Source organism: Thermobaculum sp. T2p (assembly GCF_059335935.1).
In genome coordinates this window covers 17,152-41,864 of record NZ_JANZYQ010000026.1, presented here as the reverse complement: position 1 = coordinate 41,864, position 24,713 = coordinate 17,152, and the positions used below count along the sequence as shown (strand labels likewise).

The window sequence follows — 24,713 nt, the reverse complement described above, 5'->3', positions numbered from 1 at the left end:
TCTTTCAGATTAGGCTAGCTATTAGTCTATGAGCCTGACGGTATTCTGAAACGGTGATGGGTTGCCAGACTGTGGAGGCGCATTCACCGATACAGAAGGGAAGTAGCCTCTTATCTCTGAACTGTTGGTAAAGCTCTGGACTGGATAGCTTGATGCGTTGGGTTGATAGGGATCGTAGAACCTGTATATCCTCCAATCCCTGAGACTTACTCTATTTACATCTCCTCCGGACCCGGTCAGCGTGACAAATTTACCCCTTTGAGTTGAGCTCTTTGAGCTTTGGAAAGTCTCTGCCTTATCCCAGAGGTAAACTGCTACTAGTGCGTAGTTACCTCCACATGAGTCCTTTCCTACCACATGGTTATGTACATATTCCTTCATGGCGTCTGATATATTGTTCCCAAGGTTGCCAGTGATCACTTCTACCTTATCCCCATATGCTGCATATGTGGAATTGCGGTTTATCTGCCAGCTTGAGAGTTTTCCACTGTAGCTTGGTGTAGTAGGCTCGTCGTTAGCATCTGAGGGCGGTGTCAGATAGCTTCCGGCTGTTAGTTTGATGCTGAGTCCGTTTCTGAACCACTGGACTAATGAGTCGTGCACGTCGCTACCGTTCAGATTAGCTGGAGGACCCTCGGTATCTCCATACGGATCGTTGTTGTCGCTGATGAACTCAGTAATCATCTGCACGTGATTGGGGATAGTACCGGCGACTTTCTTTGATGGGTCATAATTTTTCTCCTGTACATATGCTGAGTATTTGCCAACATAGAATAACCCTTTGAAGTCTCCTACGGTTGATCCCGAATCGTTTGGCGACCAGAACACTACAGGAGGAGGGCAAGCACCGTTCGTGGGAAACTCAGTTAGAGCATTTCCAGTGTACTTGCGAGTCATGGGCCATACCCCAGTTGGTGGGTATTGGGGCTTAGAAACCGGGAATATCCGTGCTGCTGCTGTAGCTCCGACCGACATCTTATTTCTTCCTAGGACAGTAGCAAGGAACGTGGAGTATGTTCGTTTGACGCTCACCCTTACTATAGCTGTACCGCTAGGTACTTGGCCATTTGATGTCGGGCTTTTGTCCAGCAGACTCTTGTTGACGTTCAAGTACTCTATACAGAAAGGACCACTTGAACAACTTCCTGCAGCCCCATAAGATGCCCCTGGAGGAGTTATTCCGCTATTAGCATCGATGTACCTCTTTACAGTATCTCTTATGTTTTGGTCTTTGACTAGGAAAGTCCAGCTACCGTCACTGGTGCCCTGCAGGTTGTTAGCCAGTTGATTAGTAGCTGCGAGCGCTGCTGCATCCACAGCGTTTTGCATGAATCTCCTTTGCGAGTAAGCCATACCCAGGTCTATTCCTAGAGCGATGAAACCTATTAGTACAACAGATAGTAGTGCGAACAATACAAGAGATTGCCCACTTCTTGGGGCAGCTAACTTTCGAGCTCTAGATCTTATACTCATTGATCCTCTCATACTTCTCATTGTTCTAGTGACATCTCCGAACTTGCCTTAAGATTTATTTTGCCCCCTGGGATTAGGTTGGATACCAAGGGGGTTATAGGCCTGAAGTCGTAGGTTATACTCACCTTGATGCTACCATTAGGGGATGTACCGGAGCGTGTGACCGTTATATTCGAGTTCGAGAGCGGTACCCCGGTAGATTTCTGTAGTACTGTATTGATGATCTCGGCATCTGAATGCGATCCAACTATGCCATAGCGTGCGCCTTCTCTCGCTCCGTTGGCAATGGCATTGTAGTACCATATAGCTCTGCCAAAGTCTACTGTGACCATGATGAGCAGAAGCATGATAGGGATAACTAGTGCGAATTCGACTATCGCTTGTCCTGGCAGGTGTTTGTTGTCCCTTATAATGCTTCTGATCATATGCTCTTGCCCTAAGGGTTTACTGTGATCTGCGCTGCTGGCATCCTGCTGGTGGCTCTTAGATTTATGCTCTGGCCTACTACCTGTTGCACCAAGGGTGTTATCAGCTTGAAGTTATATTGCACTGTAACGCTCACATATCTGTCGCCTGTGCTAGGATCTACGGTAGGTCCTGAGGGTGTAACCGTTATATAAGGTCCTAGGGCGCCAGCCTCTCTTACCGCTATCGATCTGGCCTGCCCACTTTGATCTGTATGGAACGAATAGTACCTGGCGCCTTCGCGAGCGGCATTGGTAATGGTTTCCTGAAAGTAGAAAGCCCTACCTAGATCCAGCAACCCCAGCGTGATGAGCAGCAACACTGGTAAGAGCAGGGCAAACTCTACTATAGACTGCCCTTCTAAAGTTTTACATTTCCTTGGTGCCTGTCTATACTCGTACATGCTCAAGTTAAGATTGTCCTAGATGTTTTTATGGGAAAGCGTTTACTGCTCTGTAATAGTAGGTCAATAGGGTTTGCCCAAATAGATCAAGAGCTGCAAATACTACCAGCGCTACCACTAGAATAATGACTGCGTACTCTACAAGCCCTTGGCCCTCAACTGCCAGGAGCAGTTTCTTGGGTAGTTGGGTGATCCTACGAGATAGATTTTGTAGACTCATCCTAAAATTCCCCTGGCTCGTCATTATGGAAACTATGGCTAAGGGCCAGCTGTACTTACAGCTGGCCCTTAGCGTAGGGAGCTGAGTCTGAGATTAGCTGCCTGATAGGGTCTGTGTGATCCTCTGGAATACGTTGCTGATCTGGCCTCCGAGCAAACCTAGCGCTACTATTGCGGCGATGCTCACCAGTACGATAATAAGTGCGTACTCTACCATGCCCTGGCCTTCCCTGGGCTTCATGGCTGACTCGAGGGCGAGATTTACCTCGGTCATCAACCTTACATACAACTCGTTTAGCTTCTGCATTTCCGTCTCCTCTTGTTTTATATTTGGGGTGTTCCCGCTTGATATCTTCAGTATATTGGCGCCTTCTGAACAATGCATGAATGTGGATAGCAGATTACATAACAGTTCTGTTAGGTTAGATATGACCCTTACAGCGCCATATAGCATCTCGTCGAGCATAGATGATAGCAGTTTCGTCCATATAGACTAACCTCCAACCTTTGATTCGTTCAAAGGCTGGTGACGAGTGAGCGGGGAATACCGCATAGCGTGCTGGAGATTGTTGTACTATCTGTTTCCATCCCTGTGACTGATTGACAACCTTCAGATAGTCCTGGAAGAGATGTTTGCTGTATAACACCTCAGCTCTACCATCGAATGACACCGAGTAGGAGGCGTTTGTTTCCCAGATTATGAATCCACCCCAGTTATAATCATTCCACACAGGTGCAGGGCTACCACAAGCAATTAGCTCTTGTACGGCCATTCTTGGGAAAGTAAAGCTGCTGTTATCTGTAGCGCTTGGTGGTATAAGTAGCGATATTACAAGAACGCTGGCCAATAGAGCAACTGTTGATAGTATACTTATCCTTTTGTTGGTTCTGGGATTCGCAAATAACTCTTGTGTGAAGAGAGCTTTAAGGTTTCTTTTTTTAGTAAGCGAGAGCAGTATTGAGTAAACCAGCAAAGGTATCAAGAAAGGTGTATAACGTGCTGTCTGGATAGTGGGAAGTGTGAGTCCTAGGGCTCCGATGGCCCTGGGTTCCCATCTAAGTATGCCTAGGGAGCATGCTGCTAACAGCAATATAGCTGTAGGAAGGAGAGATAATTTAAGTGGTTGGAGAGATGTCCAGTCTAGGTTGTACTTTTGGGTATAAGCTCCGGTCCACTGCATTACTGGCCATCGCCAGAGGATATCCCATTGGGGGTTAAAGAGAAATAGCAATATTCCTATCAGGATTGATGCGCAAGCTAGTAATCCGGATTTTATCTGCTTCGATGTAAGCCACACCAGAGCAGAAACGGCCATCATTGCAAAGCCAACCTGAAATGTAGCGTGGGCATTTGCCCACAATCCCAAGATAAGGCCAGTGATAACTGCCTTATTAGGTGTAAATGGCAGGTCCAACATCAACACTAGCAAGCTGAACAGCACGAATCCTACTACATGAGGCCTGGCCCCTGTGTACGGAAATATTGCCAGTATTGAAACTAACAGCACAGAAGCCTCTAATAGTGGGTGCAGTGTGAACCTGCTGATAAGCAGGGCTAAAGGTAGCAGGGTAAGAACTATCCCAAGTCCTGAGAAGATCTGTAATCCCTTGTCTCCCATTAGACTCCAGATAAGAAATAGGAGCTTGTCCACTTGGGCGTAGTGGGCTATTACTCTCTGGCCGGCCGCGGTCCAAGAGAAGTGATCAATGTATGGGCTTGTTCCTTGCTCTATTGCGGATCTTCCGGTCGCTAAATGCCAATAAATATCGTAGTCCTGCCAGGAGAGATAGCTGAAGTAGAAAGCTACTATCAGCAGGATAGCTGCGATAGGTGAGAAAAAACATCTGCCTGTCCATTTGTTGGCTTCAGACATTACAAATCGTTCCATAATCTCTAGGACTTCGCTTTAGCAAGCTTAAGTATGCTTCTGAGCATAACTTTAGGGCTAGCGATTATTGTGAGAAACAGATGAAAGACCACCTAGAAATCATGACACTTTAGTCATTTTGAGCAATTACTTATTGTAAAGGAGTATTATCCCTGTTAGACTCGAGCCAGGAGTTTGATCATACATGTTGAACACAAAGGGTACTTCTATCACAGCTTTCTCTCTTCACGAGCTAATGGAAGATCTCCATCGTAGGTCGTTGCAAGGTAACCTAAACGCCTCCGAGTGTTATCCAACTGGTATTCGTGCTCTGGATAGGAGGATTGCAGGTGGGCTTAGGAGAGGCAACCTCTTCCTGCTAGGTGGAGGAGAAGGCGCTGGTAAGACTACTTTTGCCCTTCAGGTGGCGCGCAATATGGCCATCCAAGGGGTAGATGTGGTCTATGTATGCTATGAGCATTCCGAAGAGGAGCTGATGCTTAGACTGATATCTATGGAAAGCGTACGTAAATTACCCAATGGCGATGTGGCAGGATTAAGGTTGTCAGATCTGTATGATGAGCTTCGATTAGCCAATAGTTCTCCAGCTGGTGCATTAGCAAGACTTGAGGGTGATCAATATGGCCGTTTAGCTCTCGAGAAGATGGGGAATTATGCCTCCAAGTTTAGGATTGCGAAGGCTTCTTCTTCTAGTACGGACCTTGATGTCATTTCAAGGTTAGTAGATGAACATACGGCTAATGGAGGCAATAGGCTATTTCTGGTGATCGATTACCTTCAAAAGGTCTATAGCAACGAGCGTGCTCTGAGCGAGGAGGATAGAACTGGAAAGGTGGTTGAGGGGCTTAAGGACCTTGCACTAAGTCGTGAGATCCCGATCCTAGCTATCGTTGCAGCTGATAAGGAAGGTATTCGTGCGCGGAGGCTTAGATCTTACCACCTTAGAGGGTCATCGGCTCTATTGTACGAGGCCGACTTGATCGTAGTAATGAACGAAAAGAGTCGAATTGTCTCTAGACAGGCAGTTGACCTTACGGCTTACAAGGCAATACAGATGTCAGGCTGGGTGGTTTTTAGTATAGAGAAGAATAGGCTAGGAAGAGACCTAGTAGATTTTCAGCTCAAGAAGATGTTCAATTTCTCCATGTTCGATCCCTCGGGTGATGCTGTCCCGGAGCCGTTAGTTGATGACATGGTTCATATAGAGTAGATTCACCTTTCTGTCATGTGCCAACATTGCCTTGTTAATCTACCTTTCAGGTAAAGGCAGTATGCTAAATGCATGACTATGTTGCTATCTTACAGCGATGGTATTACCTGGGCAGCTACCATGCTACTTTTGGCTGGTATAGTTGCTCTTGTCCTAACGCTTGGCAAGGCAAAGATAATCTCCTCTCTTGCCCCTATAGTTTTTATTTCTAGCCTTATGATAGTGGTCGCCTCGGGAGCTATATTTCTAATTACTCTCAAGGATGGTCTGGAGAGTGGAAGGCTACAGGACTTTCTAATACTAGCCTTGATCCTCCTTTGTATGGTGCTGCTTTCAGGAGTTGTGCTTCTCAAATTTAGTGTGCAGCAGGATCTGAAATTAAGGAGCGCTATTCAGTGTTGGAACGCGATGTTTAACAGTTCCGCAGACGGCATGGTGCTTCTAGACAGCAATCTACGTGTCAAGATGATGAATGAGGCTGCTAGAAGGATATTGATGTTAGATCATGAAGCTGATGGGAGGCCGATAGGTGATATTCTTAGTTTGCCCGATCGTGAGTTAGAAGCGGATATAGAACAGATTACTACCTGTAACCCAGACAGTTCGCTAATAGTCACTCTAGGTGGAAAGGATGGGCAAGAGCATCGTGCTACGCTCTCAGTATATAGGATAAATGATTTCCTAGGTTCAGGGGATATGCTTTTGATCCTAAGGGATATTACCAACCTAGAGAGGTTTGAACGTAAAAGAGCCCTGCTTCAAGCTAGGGAAGAGATGTTGCGGATAGCGGACCATGAGATACGTACTCCAGTGTCTGTAATCAGGGGATGCGCAGAGTTGATCAAGAAGGATCGAGAATTTATCCCAGTAAAGGTTATGCATCATGTAGAGCTCATGACATCCCAGGCAGAACGTATAGTTGATTTGCTTCATCGTATTGCTCACAGCAGCACTGGTACGTCTCTCAGCTTGCATCAACATAATATCGATTTGGTACAGCTGGTAAGAGGGGTTGTACACAGGTTTGAAGTCACACATTCTTCCCAAAGGGTAGTATTTTATTCCCAAGTGGAAAAGTTCGAGGTCTTTGCTGATCGTACTTTACTAGAACAGGCAATAGCTAACGTCATCAATAATGGTCTCAAATATTCTCCTGAGGAGGCGCAGGTAGTTGTACATCTCGAAACGATAGAAGCCGATGGGCTGCTTATAAAAATCTCTGATCAAGGTAGGGGTATATTGCCCAAAGATAGAGGACTGATATTTGAACCTTTTTCCCGGGGTGGTAATGTTGGAGATGTAGCTGGGGCAGGTTTAGGACTCTACTTTGCCAGGATGATAGTGGAGTCTCATGGCGGTAAGATTTGGGTTGAAGACAACGAACCAAAAGGCTCTGTATTCTGTATAACTTTCCCTAGATACTTATTACTAGAGGCAACGGGTAATACTAACTACTCTACTAGTAAGAGAAGAAGTTTAGCTAGTTTTAACTAGCTAGGATTGGAAATGCCTACATGGTAGTAATCGTAGACGATGAACTAGAAATGCGCGAACTTCTAGTAGAGATGTTGGATCGCGAGGATATAGAAGCCCTAGCGGTGGATCCTTCTAATTCCATGGAAGCCATAAGACGTCTCCAACCGGAAGTTGTTTTGCTCGATATAACTATGCCTTCTATAAGCGGCTACGATATTCTTGAAAATATTAGATCTGATCCTTTGTTGTGTGATACTTTTGTCATTATGGTCACAGGCTTAGCTGGTGTAGAGGAAGTTGCCGCCGGCTTAGAAAGAGGAGCGGATGATTACATAACAAAGCCTTTTTCCATGGAAGAGCTGATTGTCCGAGTTCGGCGAGGCTTAAGATAGTCTAAGGCTTTATGGGAAGAGTGAAGTGGAAGGTTGCCCCTTGGCCAGGAGTACTATCTACCCAGATTTTACCCCCATGCTGTTCAACCAAAGATTTTGCTATCGCTAGACCAAGCCCTGTTCCTTTTGTTGCTGCTTGGGGATTCATGATTGGCTGGTAAAAGCGCTCAAAGATACGATCCATGTCCTCTTCAGAGATGCCTGGGCCGGTATCGCTAACGCTGAAAAGCACGTGATCTCCTTTGTTTCTTACTCTAACGATCACTTTCCCACCAGAGGGGGTAAACTTTATCGCATTGCCTACGAGATTAATCAGTACTTGTTCTACTCTTCTCCCATCTGCCTCAATTTTGGGAATCTTCTTGTCAGATAAGAAGGCTAATTCTATGTTTTGTTCCGCTGCTAACCCAGAGAGCTGAGAGACGACCTGTTTAGCTATGATCTCAGGTAATACTTTACTCTTGTGTAATGTAAAGGTCCCAGCATCTATTCTAGATAGGTCCAAGATATCGCTAACCAGTTGCACTAGGTGTCTTGAGCTTGCCTGTATGTACTCAAGGAACTCTCTTTGTCTATCCGATAGAGGACCAGTAGCGCCACTGAGTATGACGTTAGCAAACCCTAGTATGGAGTTAAGAGGGGTTCTGAGCTCATGAGAAACCATAGATATAAAGTTGCTCTTAGCTCTATCAAGTTCTCTCTGCTCAGTGACATCTCTCATAGTAATAATTTTTTGGTTGTCATTTGGATTCTCTGGCTCGAGTTTTCTAACCTCCAACTCTCTAGTGCCTATAGAAGTCTCGATTCTAATGATGCTAGGAGAATCTAAATTTAGAATCTCGTCTATTCCGATGTCACATATCTTATCGAGATCCTGCAGCCGTTCGCCTACCCGATCTATTCCTAGCAGCTTTTTACCCGCAGGATTTACCTGAATTAGCCTATCTTCTGAGAATACGAGAATAGCATCTGAGGTAGCGTTGAATATGAGGTTTTTCTTCTCAGTTTCTAGCTCTATCTTATGGACTTGAAGGTATCTGTTAATCCATACATAGAGGTGTGGCAGCAGCAGCTCAATAAGTTCCAACAACTCTCTATAGATGGAGCTGGATGAAGACATAATATCAACCAACACATATATGGTCCCAATGCTATCTTGAGGATTCTCCTTATTGGATATGGGAAAAGACTTCAGGATGTACCCAAGTACCTCGCCTTGAGCATCTTTAGCATCCACTATGATCTTGAGTATATTTTTATCTTCAGGGTGGTAAACTATTGTCTCTTGGGAAGAAATCCGGATCGCGAGTGCTAAGTGGTCGCTGAATTCAACAAGCTTCTCATATAGTTTTGCCAAGAGTTGCTTTGGATCTGAGGCTTCGTTCAGATCTAATACGAGCTCGTTTGCTCGAGCTTGTAAGCGATGTTCTTTATCCAAGTCCAATAGCTTTTGTAGTATACTCTCTAGGCTATCGGATGGAATTGGTAAGGAGTCGGCTTTCTTGCCAAGGAGCGCTATATATTTGTCCTCGCCCAAAGTAACTAACATATTACTTGTATTATCTATAAAACACGTGCTCTCGGAATTGAATGTATTCTGCTTGGAATGGTAAAAGATGTCCCTAGCAAGTTTATCTAGATCACGGTCTTGTATTTGACTCCTAAGCTCAGCTGGAACTCTTATTGAGATTCTTTCATCATTCCTCTCCATAAGAGTGAACCCCTTGAAGCCAAGTGTTTTACAGATCTGTAAAACAGCTTTATATGCTTTTGTGTTACTGTTGATCGTTGTAATGTATACAGAAGATTCATGAACTATCTGATTATATTCAGTGTTATAGTTATCACTATCTATACACATATAAATCTCGAACAAGCTAACAAGAACTACAATTATATACAACTATATACAACGCTTTTGAGAAAAGTATATGAGCTAGATACGGGTGATGGGAATGTTACTTTAGTACTATATAGTTTGTCCCCCAAGATTAGGTAACTTTTGCTATTTGTTGTTAGATCTCCAGAGCTCTACTCAATAGTTTTGTAGCAGGAGTAAGTTATAGGTTTGTTAGCAAAACTGTAATCTATTAGAAGGTTGCAATCGCACTCGTGCATCTAAGGTGGTGAATAAGTCCTGATATTGGAAAGACCTGTGAGAGGATTACCGATCGCAGATGCAAAACCCTCAGATACCTAGGATAGTCTTTGGCTGGCGTATTATTCTTGGAAAACCTTGCAAATTAGAGGCTGGGTGAGTGGTCGAGTTACGCTAAGAACAAGTGGATGAGCTTGAAGCGCAGCAGCTTGTAGCTGCCACATCTATCTAACAGCGGTGCAATAACCATACTAGCTGTATTTGCTCTAATAGCTTCTCTATAATACCTGCCTGCTCCAAAACCAAGCACCTCAATCCTTCTACCGCTTGCTCCTTCAATCTCGAACTTGAGATGCGAGAAATCACTGCCCACCAACTGTATATTGTGCATTTGGACATCGTTTATGCCAAACCTGAGCTCAGGATTCCCATGACCAAATGGTGCCATCTTGCAAAGTAGATCTGATAGCTCCTCATTTAAGTCTTCGGGTGATATCTCTATATCCACCTCGGGTAGATCTTCAACAGATCTAATGCTAGGTATCTCAGCATCTAACTGATAGTGTATGTTTTGAAGAGCAGATATATCACATGTGAATCCAGCAGCATGGGAATGCCCTCCGAACTCTAGCATCAGGGAAGAGCAGTTGTTAAGGGGGGTCATAATATCCTTGCCAGTAATTGATCGCACGCTAGCTCTAGCCTTATCTCCTGATATGCTAGCAACTATTACAGGTTTGCCATACTCACGCACAAGTTGGGCAGCGATGATACCTAACAGCGCTGGTGACCAGCCATCCTTAGCTACGGTGATTATATTACCGTTGAGAGCTATGCCGCTTTCTATCATCTGCCTAGCCTCAACTAGCATGCTATCGGTGGTTGCTTTCCGAAGTGCGTTTAGTTTTTCTAGGTTCAGTGATATCTTGAAGGCATCCAATGGGTCATCTGTCAGTAGAAGCTTCAGTGCTACCTTTGCATGAGACATCCTGCCTGCTGAGTTGAGCCTAGGAACGACTTTGAATGCTAGATCTACTTCATTTACAAAAGAAGAAATTATGCCACTTCTTTGGAAGAGAGCCCTCAATCCTACCAGAGGGACGGTTCGCATTGACTGTAGTCCCGCTCTCACCAATAACCGGTTCTCACCGGTTAGGGGGGCAACATCGCCTATGGTACCAAGTGCTGCTAGCTGTATAAGTGGATGAACCTTTATCCTTTTACGATGGGGGCTTTTGTACACTATAGCTCTTAGAAAGGAATAGGCTACACCAGCACCTGTATGCTCTCTATATGGATAGTTTCCTATCTGCCTGATAGGGTTCACTACTGGGACAGGAAAGTCTAATTCCGATGTTGTGGTGTGATGGTCAGTGATGATTACTCTTAATCCTAGAGATGTCGCGTACTCAACTTCTTCTACATTGCTGGCGCCGCAGTCTACTGTTACTAAGGTCTTACAGCCTTTTTCTGCAATGGTGGTAATAGCATCTTTGTTGAGCCCAAATCCTTCGTCGATTCTATGCGGTATATAAAACTTAGGCGTAACTCCTAGCTGCTTTAATCCCCTACCCAGAATGGCACTAGCGGTCACACCATCGACATCATAGTCGCCATATATCCAGATGTCCTCATTATTGTTTATAGCTTTAAGGATTTCAAATGCAGCTTGCTCCGCATCAGGAAGTTCGAAAGGGTTTCCCAGTAAGTCTCCAAGTTGGTAGAGGGGATTCTCAACGAAAAACAGGTCGCGATCATATGCAGACACTAACCCCCTGCTCAGTAGTAGCTTTTCAGTTGCTGGCAGGGAGTTATCACCTGACCACTTTACTCGCCAATGCTTAGTAGTTGACCGTATAGACATACATTAGATGCTAGCAGACTTTTTGACTCGTTCCAAGCATGACTTCGAGTGTCTGAATTAGGTAACATAAATATTGTATGAAGTGATTGTATGAAGACGAAAGGCTTGTTAGGAGAGATATGCCTACTGTAGTAGTTGCAATGAGCGGAGGTGTCGATAGTTCTGTCGCTGCAGCTATGCTGCGCGATCAGGGCTATGATGTCATAGGCGTCAACTTACGTCTGTACTCCAAAGAAGATCCCAATGCCTATAGCCTAAGTAAGCAATGCTGCACGCTGGATTCTATGAGGGATGCCGAGGCGGTGTGCAGGAAGTTAGGCATACCCTTTTACGCTCTGAATATGGAAAGAGAGTTTGCGAAGGATGTAGTAGATTACTTCGTGAGTGAGTATCTGCAGGGTAAAACTCCTAACCCTTGCTTAGCATGCAATGCCCATATCAAGTTTCACCATCTCTTTGAGAGGGCTATGGCCCTTGGGGCCGACTACATAGCTACAGGCCACTATGCGCGTCTTCGTAGAACCGATAGCGGAGTCAAGCTCCTTACAGGGGTGGATGCAGCTAAGGATCAGAGCTATACCCTCTATATGCTCTCTCAGAGAGAGCTTGAGCGGACGCTTTTGCCCATTGGTGAGCAGACTAAGGCTGAAACCAGGGAGTTAGCCAAGAAGTATGGGTTGGTAACGGCTAATAAACCTGAGAGTCAAGATATATGCTTTATTCCTAGCGGGGATTATAGAGCATTTGTCAGGCGCTTAGCTCCCCATGCTGAGTCCCCTGGCCCAATAGTTGATACAAGTGGCCGGCAGCTGGGGGTACACCATGGTGTGGCCTTCTATACGATTGGTCAGAGAAAGGGCTTGGGGATAACTGTGGGCAAGCCCATGTACGTTGTTAAACTCGATCCGGAAAAGAACATGGTGGTTGTGGGTACCAAAGAAGAGTTGAGTTCGCGTGAGATAAGGTTATGCGATGTCAACTATATAGATGGTTCTCCAAGAGCAGAATCTTTTGAGTGTGAGGTAAAGCTCAGATATCGCGGTGCTAGTATCCCTGCTATTGTACATCCAGAAGACGATAAGTCTGTAAGGGTGGAACTTTTGGGGCCGGGTAATGTGGCACCAGGTCAAGCTGTGGTATTCTATCAGGGTGAAGAGGTTCTGGGAGGGGGGAAGGCAACTTCCTGATTGTGTCTTGGCGTGAAGATTGCTACACGCCACATTTAGATCCGTTTTATAGTTATACTCTTCACTTAGGAAATCAAATACGGAGGGAATCTTTTGAAGAGAGCCTTTCTTGCTATAGGTATAGGTTTGCTTGTGTTGATCCTCATCATCGTCCTGATAGGAGTTATCTTTACTCCTACGCTAGCCCAGTGGAGAGATATTGTTATTATTGCATTGGGCTTCTTCTTACTACTTTGGGCCATACTCATGGTAGGGCTGACGATCGTTCTTATTGCATTATTTGCGCTTATTAGGGAAAAAATTGGCCCTATACTCGATAAGGCTAACTCGAGTGCTGAGACAGTAAGGGGTACCACTGCTTTTGTAGGGGAGAGAATAACTGCTCCGCTTATCAAGGTATCAGCAGCTGCTGCTGGAGCTAGAGCCGCAGTTCAGGCTTTTATGAGGAGAGGTAATGGCAAATAAGGAGAGTAAGAACCAGATAGTAATAATTAGGAAGGACCCAGAAAGTGGTTTAATCCCAGGGTTTATCTTGGGCTTACTTGCGGGAGTTATAGTGGGACTACTACAGGCACCTTCATCTGGAAGAGACCTTAGAGAAAGGTTGTTGTCAAGAGTCAGGAGAGGGTAGAGCCTTCCTCCTGACTCCACACCTAGATCGTCTAAGTTAAACTACTTTTATTGTCTCTGTGTATTTGGCCACTATCACCTCTATTATCTCCTTAAGGAATTTAGTCTTATATCTTGATAAGCATGTTTTGGATTAGGATATTCGTTTCTTCTTTACCATCAATATTTAAAGAGTTGTTGGACCTGGCATATTATTCCTTTAGAACGGGGGATAAATCGACTGGCTTTTCTGCCCTAATGTGGCTGGGTACCACAATTGGTTCTTTCTTGTTCGTTCTCTATGCGTTCAGATGCTTGCTTACGGGGCGTCCCGTAAGTATCTACGGCTTGTTCTTAGTTATAGCATTGCCCGTTTCTATGTGGCTTTTCTGCCAAATTGCTTACTTCTTAAGGTCGATTCTTGTTCGTCTCCTATCGTTTGGTGAGCCAGAGGAGCTTTCAGAGGAGACTTGGCTCTAGTCTTGAGAATGGCCACAAGTTGAAACTAATGTAGAATTTCTTGCGTCCTTTACTAGGATTACATACAAAGGGAGATTAGGACAGCCACTCTTTTATGATGACTTCGTCCGTAAGTACCGAAACGAGCCCATCTAAAGAGCTCGAGACCAGATCCCAGTTAAGTAGATGGGAGCTGGCTCTCTATGTGCTTTTCACTCTAATTGCTGCTCTTACGAGATTCTGGGATCTGGGTAGTCGTGCCCTTCATCACGATGAGAGCCTGCATGCATATTTCTCTTGGTTGTACTATAAAGGTTTCGGGTATGTCCATGACCCCATGATGCATGGTCCTTTCCTGTTTCATACCAACGCGATTATATATACCCTGTTTGGAGACTCGGACTATACAGCTAGAATCGTCCCCGCTCTATTTGGTACAATCTTAGTTCCTATCCCAGTTATTCTCCGTGATCTAATTGGTAGAAGAACTGCTTTGTTAGCTTCTTTTTTGCTTCTGATATCTCCAGAGATGCTCTATTATTCGAGGTTTATACGTAATGATATCTATGGAGCCCTCTGGGGATTGTTGATGTTTGCAGGCTTGATCAGATGGGTTGCATCCCGCAACCCATTATGGATGCATATTGCATGGATAAGTTGGGTTTTCTTATTCTGTGCCAAAGAGATAAGTTTTATTATCATATTTATATTTGCTTCTTTTATCTATCTGTATCTTCTGCTGGTGCATAGTAAGAAGGCCCTGATTTGGAACTTAGCGGTCCCTATAGCATGGTTATTAACGATTAAAGCTCTTCCCGAAATGCTGAACTGGGCACCACTGCCGGCTATACCTTTTGATCACCCTACTTTCTCTCAGTGCTTAGACTATGCTTTTGGTATGATATCCAGCCCCCAAGTACAGCTATTAGCTTTGTTCTTGATAGTTTGGCTTGGGATCTTATTTGTGATATTGAGGAGAGATGGATTTTGGAAGAGTTTAGTTTATATCAGGAAAGGTTATGTTAGCAGTGATCCATTATCCGAAGCTATAGCATTCATGCCTCATCCTGGTAAGCAGCTTGCAGTGATGATTGGATCTTTTATGGTAATAGCAGTGCCTCTTTATACCAGCCTCTACACAAATGTGCTAGGTGGCTTGCTAAGTGGATCCTTTGGGCAGCTGTTCTATTGGCTAGCGCAGCATGAGGAACGTCGGGGTGGACAACCATGGTTCTATTACGCTGTAATGCAGCCTCTATATGAGCCTGTTCCTACTCTCTTTGGGCTAATAGGAATACTTTATGGCGTGTTCTGGTTGACTAGAAAAGTTTATAAGAAGGACTCTCACATTGACCTGCCTTTCTTCACTTATATGTTTCTCGTGTATTGGGCAATTATGAGCTTTGCAATCTATAGCTGGGCTGGAGAGAAGATGCCCTGGCTTTCTCTTCACATAACCTTGCCTTTTCTCCTGTTGGCATCCGTGGTTGTTTCTCATCTTTTATCGAACGTTGGAATTCTAGTTAAAAAGGGGCAGCTAGGAAGATTACTGCTACCGATATCGGTACTGCTTATCATAGCTATGTGGACTTTCATTCAGATGGCTAGCTGGACCAAAATGGTGGTTGATTCCGCTAATCAGGTCTCAATTCCAGGTTATAACCCTAATATCCCTGGTATCTCACCTCTGTATATAGGTCTTACAGCAGCAATAATAGTCTTGATTATCTCCCTTTGGTTTTTGAGATTTAGAACCACGATGACGGTTCTAACTATTGTTGTACTATCATTATGTGTTATCTACACTATCAGATCTGCCATACAGGCTTCGTATATCTATGGTGATATACCCAGAGAGATGCTTATATATGTACAGACTACTCCTAGAGTTCCCAATCTAATCAAAGCGTTTGAATATGTTTCCGAGAAGATCAACGGCACCCCCGAAAGTGCTAGTATTATCTACGATTCCGAGGTATCCTGGCCCTTTGTTTGGTACCTTAGAAACTTTCCAAATGCTAGCTATGAACCTCAGGGACCAACTTCTGCTCCAAAAAATGCGCAATTCGTTATAGTAGGCGTTGCTAATCAAAACAAAGTTGAGCCTTATATGAAAGGCTATACCTCTTTTGTCTATCCAATGCGTTGGTGGTTTCCAGAGAGCATGTATAGAGATCTAGCACCTGAAACTAGTGGTAAAGACTCGTTTGTCCATCAGCTGGGTTCTATCGCCAATAGCCTATGGAAACTACGTGAGCCGGAGAGACAAGCAAAGCTATGGCGTTACTACATATATCGCGAACCTGATGGCACCTTAGATTCTTTCGATATGGTAGTTTACGTTCGCAATGATTTACTGCCTCTATTCAACCAGGGGAGAACGCAGTAGGATGCGTTCTCTGCTCAAGACTCTTAAGGACGTTAGTCTATTTACCCTTTCAGGTAGGTATCTTCTTGTCTTAGTACTAGCCTTTACGTTTCTTGTAGCTTTACTATTGCGTCTTATGTCCCTGGTTAGGGTTTCGCTCTCGTCTTTTGAGATTCAGTATGCTTTGGCAGCACTAAACTTGCTTAGGGAAGGGCAAGTAAGTGATATTTCTCTTGCTCCTGCTCAGGTCCAGCTGCTAGCCTTATTGTTGTTTATCTTTGGTAAGTCGGATTACTCAGTCAGAGCCTTGAGTTTGCTGCTTAGTATAGCGGCTATTGGATCATTGACGGCATACCTCTACTCCTATCGTAGATATAGCTTTCCTACTTTGTCTTTCATACTTTCAATATCTCTGTTTCCATCTTGGGCGGCTCTAAGTTCTTTCGCACTGCCTGAGAGCTCAGCTATTTTTCTTACTCTCTCGATTTTGCCCTGGTTAATAAGCGCCAGGTCATTGGTAGTTATGGTAGTTATGCTCTTTGCCATTGGATTTGTATTCGGCCTGGGTATTACTGGTATCTGTTTGAGTATTTTCCTCTTGTCTTTGGCTCTCTATCGTACATGGCGATTAGGTTGGACACACTTTACGATAGCTTGCTTATTTGTTTCTTGGTTATTGGGAGTAATTTTTACCCTAAGTTATGGATTTACAAAGCTTCCTGCTCTCGAATATATCTTCGAAGGGGGATATATTTCTGATCCTTTGGGCAGCCCGGTGAGGATATTTGTTTATATGATAACCTCTGCGCCCTTCTTCGTTTTGATCCTTGCTACATGTTTGGTAGCCTATCTGTATCTCAAGCATTATAGAAACCTGCATGTAGAGATCTATATGTTTTTATCTCTGTTGGCTATCCTGATGCTTGGGACCCTGCTAGTTCTACTATTGGATTTCCCAGTCTACATAATATTGATGCTGTCTACCTTTATTGGATGCTGGTTCTTTACATTAGCTCTGACTCGACTTCTGCAAGGTAGGGTCTTGATGGTGACTTTACTAGCAGTTTTCTTGTTTGTAGCCGCTATCAGCTCTTTGACGCCTTGGTCACATCGTGCTCTTGCTCTAACGGGTGAAGGCTATGCTGAAGTAGGATTTACTTCTCAGGTTGTCTCATCAGCTTTTGAGAGAGTCGTTAAAGTATCAAAAGAGGTCTATCGACTAGATCGTACTGTCAGTGAACCTGAAGGTGGCAGAGCTATGATCGTCGGGGTATCACAAGAATTGGCCTACGGAGCTAGATGGTATCTAAGTGATCTAAGAAGGGTAAACGTTGGAAAGGTGGTGCCATCAGACGAGGCTTATGTCACAACTAGCTCAGGTTTGCTTCCAAGAAAGGGTTACATCGTAGAGACTATTAGAGACACTACTAGTTGGGGAAACCAGTATCCACAAAACGTCCTGATAGCTTGGAGGCAGGATATTTGGAGACAAATCAGAAGTAGGTGATAAACACTAATGTCAGAGTTATCTGGGATGAATAAGAATTATAGATATCTGTTTTCATGGAAGAGCTGGTTTACATTTTTGGTAAGTCTCGTTTTTCTGTGGCTAGCGTTCAGGAGTGTTGATGTAAGACAGATACCATCGATATTAAGTAATACTCGCTATCCAGAGCTTTTGGCAGCGATAGCTGTGTACTTCTTAGGAGTACTAATCAGAGCGTTCAGGTGGGGATTGCTATTGTCTCCATACAAGAGATGCTCGATCAAACATCTCTTTTCTTCACTTACCGTAGGATACATGGGTAACGATGTATTACCTGCTAGGGCTGGGGAGTTCGTACGGGTTTACCTACTGTCTAAATTTGAAGGGGTTTCCAAGAGTCTCTCGCTTGGGACAATACTTATTGAGAGGTTTATGGATGCCATTGTGATGTTGGCAATTGCCTTCGGTGCCAGTTTCTTGGTATCAATTTCAAGAGATGCTGTCCATGTAATGTTGATTGTAGCTTTGCTGCTCTTGGTGGCAATACTGTTTCTTATAACTATCGCTTATTTCCCCTATAGCACCACCACATTCATTAGCCGCATGTTCCCTATTAGGGGTTTTGACAGGATCAGGGAGATCTGTACAAGGTTCATATCAGGTGTGAAAATTCTTCGCAGTCCTAGGATAGTATTTTGGGGACTTATTTTATCATCAGTCTCATGGATGATCGAGGGGATAACTTACTGGCTGGTGGCAAAATCCATCGACTTCGATATTAGTTTTTCTTACGTATTACTAACTCTAGCTGTTGCAAATCTTTTCACTCTCATACCTGCAGCTCCAGGCTATATAGGTACCTTTGAGGCGGGGGTGTTGTTAGCATTAGGATCGGTCTCATTTCTTTCTAAAGAAGCTATACTGGGATATGCTTTTCTCCTGCATGTGGTCTTGGTAGTTCCAGTAATTCTATTTGGTACCTTATTATGGTTTCTGCTTGGTGTTAGGTTGAGTGTTGTATCTAGCCTCGCTACAGGCAAAGATGCGATTATAGATCTTTCTGGAGGGAAATAAATTTGGACAACCCTTTTCATGCCCTAATACTAGGAATTGTACAAGGGCTTACTGAATTCATTCCTGTGAGTAGCTCTGCTCACTTAATCTTAGTACCTTGGATGTTAGGTTGGGGAGGACCAGGGCTCGCCTTCAATGTAGCACTACAGGTAGGAACGTTAGTAGCGGTATTTATATATTTCTGGAAGGATCTTTTCGGGATAGCACATGGTAGTATCAGAAGTGTCGTCTCTGGTTTCAAAAGGGATACAGAATCAATAAGAATGTTGCTTTTGCTTGCGATCGGCTCTATCCCTGCCGCAGTTATCGGCTACATTTTCGAAAACCCTATAGATAACTTTTTCCATTCTGGAACCAGAAGCACTACCAGCTTGTTAGCTATAGTAGCTGGGCTGGTCATTGTAGGTCTTATCTTAATCTGGGCAGATTCAAGGGGCTACGGAAAGAAGCAGATTTGCCATGTGAGTATGAGTGACGCTTTTCTCATAGGTATTGCCCAGTCATTAGCCCTTATGCCCGGAGTGTCTAGGTCTGGCATTACTATTACAGCGGCTTTGCTACTGGGATTTGCCAGGTCCGATGCTGCTAGATTCTCCTTCCTGCTATCTGTGCCAGTTATATTAGGTGCAGGCTTGCTCGAATTTGTGAAACTTCTGGGGGAAGGCATACCAGAAGGGGAGGTAGTTACCTTCCTTATAGGGATGGCATCCTCTGCGGTTGTCGGTTATCTTAGTATTGCATTCTTGATCGACTATTTGAAAAAACACTCAATAAAGGTGTTTGCCTTCTATAGAATTGCGCTTGCCTCAGTTATATTGCTGCTTTTACTATTAGGAAGGTAAAAATATTTCCAGCGGGTTTATCAGCTAGGTAATGCAAAGAGATATACCAGAGGTAGTTATAAAAAGATTGCCAATTTACTATCGCTCCTTACAGCAGATGGCTCAGCTGGGAAAAGATGTAGTTTCTTCTCAGGAGTTAGCTAAATCTGCTGGTGTTACTGCTACTCAAGTTAGACGGGATCTTTCTTATTTTGGAGAGTTCGGTAAGCAGGGAAAGGGATATAGTGTAGAACTGCTGTTATCCGAGCTCCGACGGATTTTGAACTTGGATAGGGACTGGGATGTAGTGTTAGTCGGCGCCGGTTCGCTAGGTAGGGCTGTTACTAGATATCCGAGGCTGACGCAACACGGCTTCCGTATCAGACATGTGTATGATCATAATCCCAATAGGATAAATACTAGGTTAAATGGCTTGGTAGTTGAGGACGTAAGTTTAATGCCTGAACAGATTTCTCGAGAGGATATACGCATTGCCATAATTGCAGTGCCTCCATCATCTGCTCAGGAAGTAGCTGATGAGTTGGTAAGATCTGGAATCAAAGCTATTCTGAACTACGCACCAGCTACCATACAAGTGCCCGATGACGTTAGGGTTTATGATATAGATCCTGTAGCCGCAATGCAGAGTCTGACATACTACTTAGAGCCCTATGAGTCGAGAAGGAAAAGAAAGCTACCGTCAGCTAGTGACAGGATCGATGTAAGTAGTTAGCCCTAGCGCTAGCCTTGCGTCTGCTACAACAAATAGACTACCACACACAATTACCACATCAACATAGCCCAAGCTTTTTGCTAAATCTAAGGCTTCCTGCACTGTAGATCTAACTTGATGCTTTATACCTAAGCTGGAAGCGATTTGACTTAGTGTCTCGGGAGGTACCGCTCTTGGGTGGATAGACTTACATATTATCAGTTCTTCTTCTCTCAGCTGTTCTAACATACCATGAAAGTCGTGCCCAAACCCAGCCCCGAAGACATATATGCATCTCTTATTCGACAACAATTCTTTAACTGTGTTCTTTAGCTTTCCTACTGATTCTGGATTGTGAGCCCCATCCAGGATTATTAGTGGTGTTCCCGGCACAACCTCGAACCGTCCAGGCCACTTCACGTTGCGCAAGCCTTCTATTAGAGCCGTGAGGTTAATAGCTAGCGCGGCATCTTGTGACAGGAACCACGCAGTGGTGATAGCTGTGAGCGCATTATCTATTTGGTATCTACCTATAAGGGGTATTGTGAAGCTTTGGCTATCTAGGGTCTGGTTATGTAGACATAGATTCGTGTGCAAGGTGAAACTTTGCCTAGATAAGCCTTCGGTTTGTATATTTCTAGCCTCTATTAACTCGTCTACTATGAAGGCCTGAGAGTGGTTATCAAGGGCCTTTTGCTTCAGAACTTCCATAGCTTCCTGGTATTGTGGAGCTATAACTACAGGGACTTGTGGTTTTATTATGCCGGCCTTTTCGGCTGCAATTTTGGCTAGTGTGTCTCCCAATACTTCAGTATGGTCGAGGCTTATAGCAGTTATAACCGAAACTTTAGGGGTGATCACGTTGGTAGAATCCAGCCTCCCCCCAAGTCCCACCTCTATTACACCCCAGTCTATATTTTCCTCTTCAAACAACTTAAATGCCAAGGCTGTTGTGACCTCATAAGTGGTTACTTTTCTATCTTTTGCAAGCTTGTCAGCTATAGGTTTTATTTTATTAAGTACAGTTATAAACGTGTCTTCATCGATGGGCTGAGCATTGATTTGATAACGCTCTCTATGAGTATGCAGATGAGGAGATGTATATGTGCCTACCTTATACCCTGATGATATGAGTACCGAGGAGATCATGGCGGAAGTTGATCCCTTGCCTTTGGTCCCTGCTATGTGCACTAGGTTTAGCTTTTCATGAGGATTTCCTACAGCTTCAAGCAAGAGCCTAACGTTTTCTAAGTGCATCCCCTCGGGAGATCTAGGCTTGTTCCTCTCATAATCAGCAAAGCTATAAATATAACGGAGTGCATCTGCATATGAATTGATAGTCATAAACTGCTACCCTAACAACTTCTGATAAACTTCGATATAGCCGGATACCATCTGATCTGCAGAGAACCTTTGGTTGACCCATTCTCTGCACTTCTTTCTATCGATAGATTTAACCTTATCTATGGCCTCTATTGCTTCGTTCAAGGTGTTGACCACAAATCCCGTCTCTCCGTGCCTGACGACTTCAGGAACTGAGCCCCGGTTGTTACCTATTACTGGACAGCCAGTTGCCATAGCTTCAGCCATGGTTAGTCCAAATGCCTCCTCGTATTCCACTAGGTGAAGCAAAGCGTAGGCTTTGTTCATGAGGTGATTTCGGTTAATAGGATCAACAGGTCCTATGTATATTATATTTCTGCCATCTATATAGTGGCTGATTTCTTTCTCATAATATTCCTCATTAGCTTTAGGTATTATGCCGGCTATAATTAATCTTCTTCCAGTTGCGAGCGAAACCTTTATAGCATTGTGGATTCCTTTATCGGGAGATAATCTTCCAACAAATAACAGGTAATCCTCTGGAGTAGTTGGTTCTGGTGCCGAGGATATGTCTATGCCATTGTATACAGTGGCTATATAATTTAATTCGGGGCAAATCCTTCTTTCGGCGTTGGATATTGAAACATACGGATGATCTCTATATCTGGTATAGATAATCCTGCTATCAGGCTCAGCTGCTGATCCATGAAGGGTAGTCAGCACTGGAATCGGAGAGAGCTTGGATAAGACAGTGCCATATACTCCTATATTGTTGTGTAGGATATCGAAGTTTTTAGCTTTTTCGTAAGCATTCACTATATGGAGAGTCTCATAAACTCTAGGGGGTAATGAACTATCTTCTTCTAAAGGTCTTGGGACTACGCTCTCGAGTTTGGCGCTCGTTACCGAGTCAGCAGTAGCAAAAAGGGTTACATCGTAACCTCGATTAACTAGTCCCTCAGCTAAGAGATAGGTTACATTTTCCCACCCTCCATACTTCCTGGGAGGAATTCTCCAAGCAACAGGTCCTAGTATTCCTATGCGCACGTTTGCCAGTCACCTCCGTGAAGAAGATGATAACAAACTTTAACACTCTCTAGTTAGGTATTGTCCTGGTTGCTAAGGTGTTAGTGTATGCCTTGCCAAGTCTGAGGAGGCCTTAATATGAGTAAGATACAAGTGAATACAGCTCAGATAGGGATTATAAGCGGAATAAGGCAAGATCAAACAGATTTTGCCTTGGAGGGTGGCAGGGATAGACCAGCTAGAATCTTGCGTTCAAGGGGTAAACTTTGGATACTGACTCAGCCTGCTTGTCCTAGTGTTGGTGCAACTACAGCTGCCAAGCTTGTGATGGAGACGGTCGAAGAGTCCTACTACACAAGTAACTCCCCTACTATTACTGGTGCGCTAGAGGAAGCGATAAACCAGGCTAATAGGCTCATGTATGAGTACAATTCAGGAGCACCGATACATAAGCAAGCTTATCTTGGAATAAGCTGTATCGTGCTACATGACCAAGAGGTTTACGTCGCGCAAGTTCAGCCTGCTGCTGTTCTCGTTATACATGGTGGCAAAGTAAGTTTCTTTCCTCCTGATGGGATTCTGCCGGAAGAAGAACTTACTCCTTTGGGACTTGAACAGCGTGCCGAGGTTGAACTGCACAGAAGTAGTTTCAGGCAAGGCGATACTGTAGTAGCACTTTCTACCGATCTGGCCTCCGCTTTATATGAGTCTACTAAGGAAGAATTTTTGTATGACGACTACGAGGCTGTTATTGACAAGTTGTTTATGCTTTCTATCGAGAAGTCTATATTGGATGGACATGCTTTAGTAATCGAATTCCCGGATTCGCCCAACAGAAGACCCCTATCTAATATGCCATCTTGGCAAGGTGTGTCTACCTGGGTGCAAAACAAACTAAAGATAGATGGGCGTTTAGTTCACAAGGATCATAAAGATAAACATGCTCCGAACATGGATGACCAGAGTTGGCCTATACCGTTAGTGCGTATTAATAATTCCCATCGCTTTTGGACTAATGCAAGGAGAACTATAAGCCATAGATTTCAGAGTCGAGCTCTACTTGCAAGAACAGCTTCTATTATTGGGATAGTACTAATATTTGCCCTAGCTATGGCACTTGGTGCCCGAGCATTTGAGGGATTCCAAAGAGTTAACAAGGTTGAGAACCTATTGTCCAAGGCCCAGGAGGAAATTTCTGCAGCTCATAATGCATCTCTACAGGAAGCTGTGCGGCATCTTCAGAATGCTCAAAGCTTGGTAGCGGATGCCGAGAAGATAGATCCTTCCAGTACAAAGATAGGTGTTGTCCGTGCTGCTATACAGTCAAATTGGGAAAAGGTTCGTAAGATAAAGCATCTCAAGAGTCTAAAGTTATTAGGAACCGTACCGGGACTAAGATCCTCTGCAGATGCCAAGATTATACTGCTTGATAATAAGGTTGTGGTCCTGAATAAGGATAGTGGGCGTGTCTATATCAAGAATATAACTGGGGGTGGCCCAGGGTTTATCTCTCCTTCACGTTCAATAAGATTTGTCGGGATTTCTTGGCGAGAGGGTGGACTGCTTATTCTAGATAGAACAGGAAGACTATTTGATTATGATTTCACGTCAGGAAGATGGACTCAAACGCGTTTAGGAGGGAATTGGGATTGGGATAAGGTTACCGGCTTTGATACCTATGGGACTAGGGCTTATGTGTCGCTTAAGGGGTTCAACGGGATTCTAGAATATGATGTCCGTAATCCTGGTGCCGCCTCTATAATCAGGGGCAATAGGAAAGGCGTTACATTCAGCTCATCTAGTATTGGCGCTGATGGCAATGTGTGGGCTTTGATTCCGAAGGATGGTAGCCTCATACAGATAACTGACGGTAAGATCAACAAGAAGCTCTGGATAGAGGCTAGCCCTCCCGTGTTGGCACCTTTTGGTATTGTCGCCTTGGACACCAATCAGCATTTATACTTTCTAGATGAGGGGCGAGATAGAATCTTAGAAATGTCTGCTGATGGTCAGCTGGTTGCTCAATTGATTCCGGATTTACCTGGTAAAGTAACTGGTAATATATCTGCAGTCTTTGTTGACGAAGCTAATGCAAAGTTGATTCTGCTTGCTGGCAATAAGCTATACTATGGCAAGCTACCATCTAATAGTTAGAGCCC

General features: G+C 44.2%; 23 protein-coding genes. 12 read left to right on the top strand and 11 right to left on the bottom strand.

Translation table 11 applies throughout. The features are described 5' to 3' along the window. Positions 1–21: 21 nt before the first annotated feature. From N2245_RS12105 to N2245_RS12080, 6 genes are all read right to left on the bottom strand, one after another. Positions 22–1,473 (bottom strand): TadE/TadG family type IV pilus assembly protein, encoded by a 1,452-nt coding sequence (locus tag N2245_RS12105; protein WP_494536992.1) that lies wholly within the window; start codon positions 1,471–1,473, stop codon positions 22–24. A gap of 17 nt (positions 1,474–1,490) precedes the next feature. Beyond that, positions 1,491–1,898: a TadE/TadG family type IV pilus assembly protein gene (locus N2245_RS12100; protein WP_494536991.1), complete on the bottom strand. Its 408-nt coding sequence runs from the start codon at positions 1,896–1,898 to the stop codon at positions 1,491–1,493. An 11-nt stretch (positions 1,899–1,909) separates the two neighbouring features. Beyond that, positions 1,910–2,341 carry a TadE/TadG family type IV pilus assembly protein gene (locus tag N2245_RS12095; protein WP_494536990.1) on the bottom strand — a complete coding sequence of 144 codons (432 nt, stop codon included), beginning with the start codon at positions 2,339–2,341 and terminating at the stop codon, positions 1,910–1,912. A 28-nt stretch (positions 2,342–2,369) separates the two neighbouring features. Then, positions 2,370–2,561 (bottom strand): pilus assembly protein, encoded by a 192-nt coding sequence (locus N2245_RS12090; RefSeq protein ID WP_494536989.1) that lies wholly within the window; start codon positions 2,559–2,561, stop codon positions 2,370–2,372. Positions 2,562–2,654: 93 nt separating this feature from the next. Then, positions 2,655–2,867 carry a Flp family type IVb pilin gene (locus tag N2245_RS12085; RefSeq protein ID WP_494536988.1) on the bottom strand — a complete coding sequence of 71 codons (213 nt, stop codon included), beginning with the start codon at positions 2,865–2,867 and terminating at the stop codon, positions 2,655–2,657. A gap of 115 nt (positions 2,868–2,982) precedes the next feature. Beyond that, on the bottom strand, positions 2,983–4,434 hold the full coding sequence (locus tag N2245_RS12080; protein WP_494536987.1) for a hypothetical protein: 1,452 nt from the start codon (positions 4,432–4,434) through the stop codon (positions 2,983–2,985). Between the two features lie 199 nt (positions 4,435–4,633). Here N2245_RS12080 and N2245_RS12075 point away from each other — a divergent pair, with 199 nt between their 5' ends. The 3 genes from N2245_RS12075 (at position 4,634) to N2245_RS12065 (ending at position 7,527) form a co-directional block, all read left to right on the top strand. After that, positions 4,634–5,659 (top strand): DnaB-like helicase C-terminal domain-containing protein, encoded by a 1,026-nt coding sequence (locus N2245_RS12075; protein ID WP_494536986.1) that lies wholly within the window; start codon positions 4,634–4,636, stop codon positions 5,657–5,659. Positions 5,660–5,731: 72 nt separating this feature from the next. Beyond that, positions 5,732–7,153 carry a sensor histidine kinase gene (locus N2245_RS12070; RefSeq protein WP_494536985.1) on the top strand — a complete coding sequence of 474 codons (1,422 nt, stop codon included), beginning with the start codon at positions 5,732–5,734 and terminating at the stop codon, positions 7,151–7,153. Between the two features lie 20 nt (positions 7,154–7,173). Further along, positions 7,174–7,527: a response regulator gene (locus N2245_RS12065; protein ID WP_494536984.1), complete on the top strand. Its 354-nt coding sequence runs from the start codon at positions 7,174–7,176 to the stop codon at positions 7,525–7,527. A 1-nt stretch (position 7,528) separates the two neighbouring features. On the opposite strand, the gene N2245_RS12060 is transcribed toward N2245_RS12065, so the two are convergent. Next, positions 7,529–9,238 carry a sensor histidine kinase gene (locus tag N2245_RS12060; RefSeq protein ID WP_494536983.1) on the bottom strand — a complete coding sequence of 570 codons (1,710 nt, stop codon included), beginning with the start codon at positions 9,236–9,238 and terminating at the stop codon, positions 7,529–7,531. A 556-nt stretch (positions 9,239–9,794) separates the two neighbouring features. Beyond that, positions 9,795–11,489 carry a single-stranded-DNA-specific exonuclease RecJ gene (recJ, locus tag N2245_RS12055; RefSeq protein ID WP_494536982.1) on the bottom strand — a complete coding sequence of 565 codons (1,695 nt, stop codon included), beginning with the start codon at positions 11,487–11,489 and terminating at the stop codon, positions 9,795–9,797. Positions 11,490–11,608: 119 nt separating this feature from the next. Here recJ and mnmA point away from each other — a divergent pair, with 119 nt between their 5' ends. From mnmA to N2245_RS12035, 4 genes are all read left to right on the top strand, one after another. Then, positions 11,609–12,676: a tRNA 2-thiouridine(34) synthase MnmA gene (gene mnmA / locus N2245_RS12050; protein WP_494536981.1), complete on the top strand. Its 1,068-nt coding sequence runs from the start codon at positions 11,609–11,611 to the stop codon at positions 12,674–12,676. 93 nt (positions 12,677–12,769) lie between these two features. Continuing rightward, positions 12,770–13,141, top strand: a complete 372-nt coding sequence (locus N2245_RS12045; protein ID WP_012874985.1) for a hypothetical protein — start codon at positions 12,770–12,772, stop codon at positions 13,139–13,141. Beyond that, positions 13,131–13,307 carry a hypothetical protein gene (locus tag N2245_RS12040; RefSeq protein WP_494536980.1) on the top strand — a complete coding sequence of 59 codons (177 nt, stop codon included), beginning with the start codon at positions 13,131–13,133 and terminating at the stop codon, positions 13,305–13,307. Before N2245_RS12045 ends, N2245_RS12040 begins: the two co-directional genes overlap by 11 nt. Positions 13,308–13,859: 552 nt before the next feature. Continuing rightward, positions 13,860–16,133 carry a flippase activity-associated protein Agl23 gene (locus N2245_RS12035; protein ID WP_494536979.1) on the top strand — a complete coding sequence of 758 codons (2,274 nt, stop codon included), beginning with the start codon at positions 13,860–13,862 and terminating at the stop codon, positions 16,131–16,133. Positions 16,134–16,475: 342 nt separating this feature from the next. On the opposite strand, the gene N2245_RS12030 is transcribed toward N2245_RS12035, so the two are convergent. Then, a complete protein-coding gene (locus N2245_RS12030) occupies positions 16,476–16,658 on the bottom strand; it encodes a hypothetical protein (RefSeq protein WP_494536978.1) in 183 nt (60 codons plus the stop codon). Between the two features lie 247 nt (positions 16,659–16,905). Here N2245_RS12030 and N2245_RS12025 point away from each other — a divergent pair, with 247 nt between their 5' ends. Genes N2245_RS12025 through N2245_RS12010 form a run of 4 tightly spaced genes read left to right on the top strand, consistent with a single transcriptional unit; the run spans position 16,906 to position 20,226 of the window. Next, complete coding sequence (locus N2245_RS12025; protein ID WP_494536977.1) at positions 16,906–17,619, top strand: hypothetical protein; 714 nt, start codon at positions 16,906–16,908, stop codon at positions 17,617–17,619. 9 nt (positions 17,620–17,628) lie between these two features. Then, positions 17,629–18,672, top strand: coding sequence for a lysylphosphatidylglycerol synthase transmembrane domain-containing protein (locus N2245_RS12020; RefSeq protein ID WP_494536976.1), 1,044 nt, complete (start codon positions 17,629–17,631; stop codon positions 18,670–18,672). 2 nt (positions 18,673–18,674) lie between these two features. After that, positions 18,675–19,514 (top strand): undecaprenyl-diphosphatase UppP, encoded by an 840-nt coding sequence (gene uppP, locus N2245_RS12015; protein WP_494536975.1) that lies wholly within the window; start codon positions 18,675–18,677, stop codon positions 19,512–19,514. A gap of 31 nt (positions 19,515–19,545) precedes the next feature. Continuing rightward, on the top strand, positions 19,546–20,226 hold the full coding sequence (locus N2245_RS12010; protein WP_494536974.1) for a redox-sensing transcriptional repressor Rex: 681 nt from the start codon (positions 19,546–19,548) through the stop codon (positions 20,224–20,226). On the opposite strand, the gene N2245_RS12005 is transcribed toward N2245_RS12010, so the two are convergent. Beyond that, positions 20,194–21,549, bottom strand: a complete 1,356-nt coding sequence (locus N2245_RS12005) for a bifunctional folylpolyglutamate synthase/dihydrofolate synthase (RefSeq protein WP_494536973.1) — start codon at positions 21,547–21,549, stop codon at positions 20,194–20,196. The genes N2245_RS12010 and N2245_RS12005 overlap by 33 nt on opposite strands. Positions 21,550–21,555: 6 nt before the next feature. Beyond that, positions 21,556–22,575 carry a glycosyltransferase family 4 protein gene (locus N2245_RS12000; protein ID WP_494536972.1) on the bottom strand — a complete coding sequence of 340 codons (1,020 nt, stop codon included), beginning with the start codon at positions 22,573–22,575 and terminating at the stop codon, positions 21,556–21,558. Positions 22,576–22,692: 117 nt separating this feature from the next. On the opposite strand from N2245_RS12000, the gene N2245_RS11995 reads away from it, so the two are divergent. Then, positions 22,693–24,708, top strand: coding sequence for a hypothetical protein (locus N2245_RS11995; RefSeq protein ID WP_494536971.1), 2,016 nt, complete (start codon positions 22,693–22,695; stop codon positions 24,706–24,708). Positions 24,709–24,713 lie beyond the last annotated feature (5 nt).

Coding starts and splice junctions, on each gene's coding strand:
- N2245_RS12105 (WP_494536992.1), bottom strand. CDS start 1,473: ATGAGTATAAGATCTAGAGCTCGAAAGTTAGCTGCCCCAAGAAGTGGG.
- N2245_RS12100 (WP_494536991.1), bottom strand. CDS start 1,898: ATGATCAGAAGCATTATAAGGGACAACAAACACCTGCCAGGACAAGCG.
- N2245_RS12095 (WP_494536990.1), bottom strand. CDS start 2,341: ATGTACGAGTATAGACAGGCACCAAGGAAATGTAAAACTTTAGAAGGG.
- N2245_RS12090 (WP_494536989.1), bottom strand. CDS start 2,561: ATGAGTCTACAAAATCTATCTCGTAGGATCACCCAACTACCCAAGAAA.
- N2245_RS12085 (WP_494536988.1), bottom strand. CDS start 2,867: ATGCAGAAGCTAAACGAGTTGTATGTAAGGTTGATGACCGAGGTAAAT.
- N2245_RS12080 (WP_494536987.1), bottom strand. CDS start 4,434: ATGTCTGAAGCCAACAAATGGACAGGCAGATGTTTTTTCTCACCTATC.
- N2245_RS12075 (WP_494536986.1), top strand. CDS start 4,634: ATGTTGAACACAAAGGGTACTTCTATCACAGCTTTCTCTCTTCACGAG.
- N2245_RS12070 (WP_494536985.1), top strand. CDS start 5,732: ATGACTATGTTGCTATCTTACAGCGATGGTATTACCTGGGCAGCTACC.
- N2245_RS12065 (WP_494536984.1), top strand. CDS start 7,174: ATGGTAGTAATCGTAGACGATGAACTAGAAATGCGCGAACTTCTAGTA.
- N2245_RS12060 (WP_494536983.1), bottom strand. CDS start 9,238: ATGGAGAGGAATGATGAAAGAATCTCAATAAGAGTTCCAGCTGAGCTT.
- recJ (WP_494536982.1), bottom strand. CDS start 11,489: ATGTCTATACGGTCAACTACTAAGCATTGGCGAGTAAAGTGGTCAGGT.
- mnmA (WP_494536981.1), top strand. CDS start 11,609: ATGCCTACTGTAGTAGTTGCAATGAGCGGAGGTGTCGATAGTTCTGTC.
- N2245_RS12040 (WP_494536980.1), top strand. CDS start 13,131: ATGGCAAATAAGGAGAGTAAGAACCAGATAGTAATAATTAGGAAGGAC.
- N2245_RS12035 (WP_494536979.1), top strand. CDS start 13,860: ATGATGACTTCGTCCGTAAGTACCGAAACGAGCCCATCTAAAGAGCTC.
- N2245_RS12030 (WP_494536978.1), bottom strand. CDS start 16,658: ATGGCAAAGAGCATAACTACCATAACTACCAATGACCTGGCGCTTATT.
- N2245_RS12025 (WP_494536977.1), top strand. CDS start 16,906: ATGATAACCTCTGCGCCCTTCTTCGTTTTGATCCTTGCTACATGTTTG.
- N2245_RS12020 (WP_494536976.1), top strand. CDS start 17,629: ATGTCAGAGTTATCTGGGATGAATAAGAATTATAGATATCTGTTTTCA.
- N2245_RS12010 (WP_494536974.1), top strand. CDS start 19,546: ATGCAAAGAGATATACCAGAGGTAGTTATAAAAAGATTGCCAATTTAC.
- N2245_RS12005 (WP_494536973.1), bottom strand. CDS start 21,549: ATGACTATCAATTCATATGCAGATGCACTCCGTTATATTTATAGCTTT.
- N2245_RS11995 (WP_494536971.1), top strand. CDS start 22,693: ATGAGTAAGATACAAGTGAATACAGCTCAGATAGGGATTATAAGCGGA.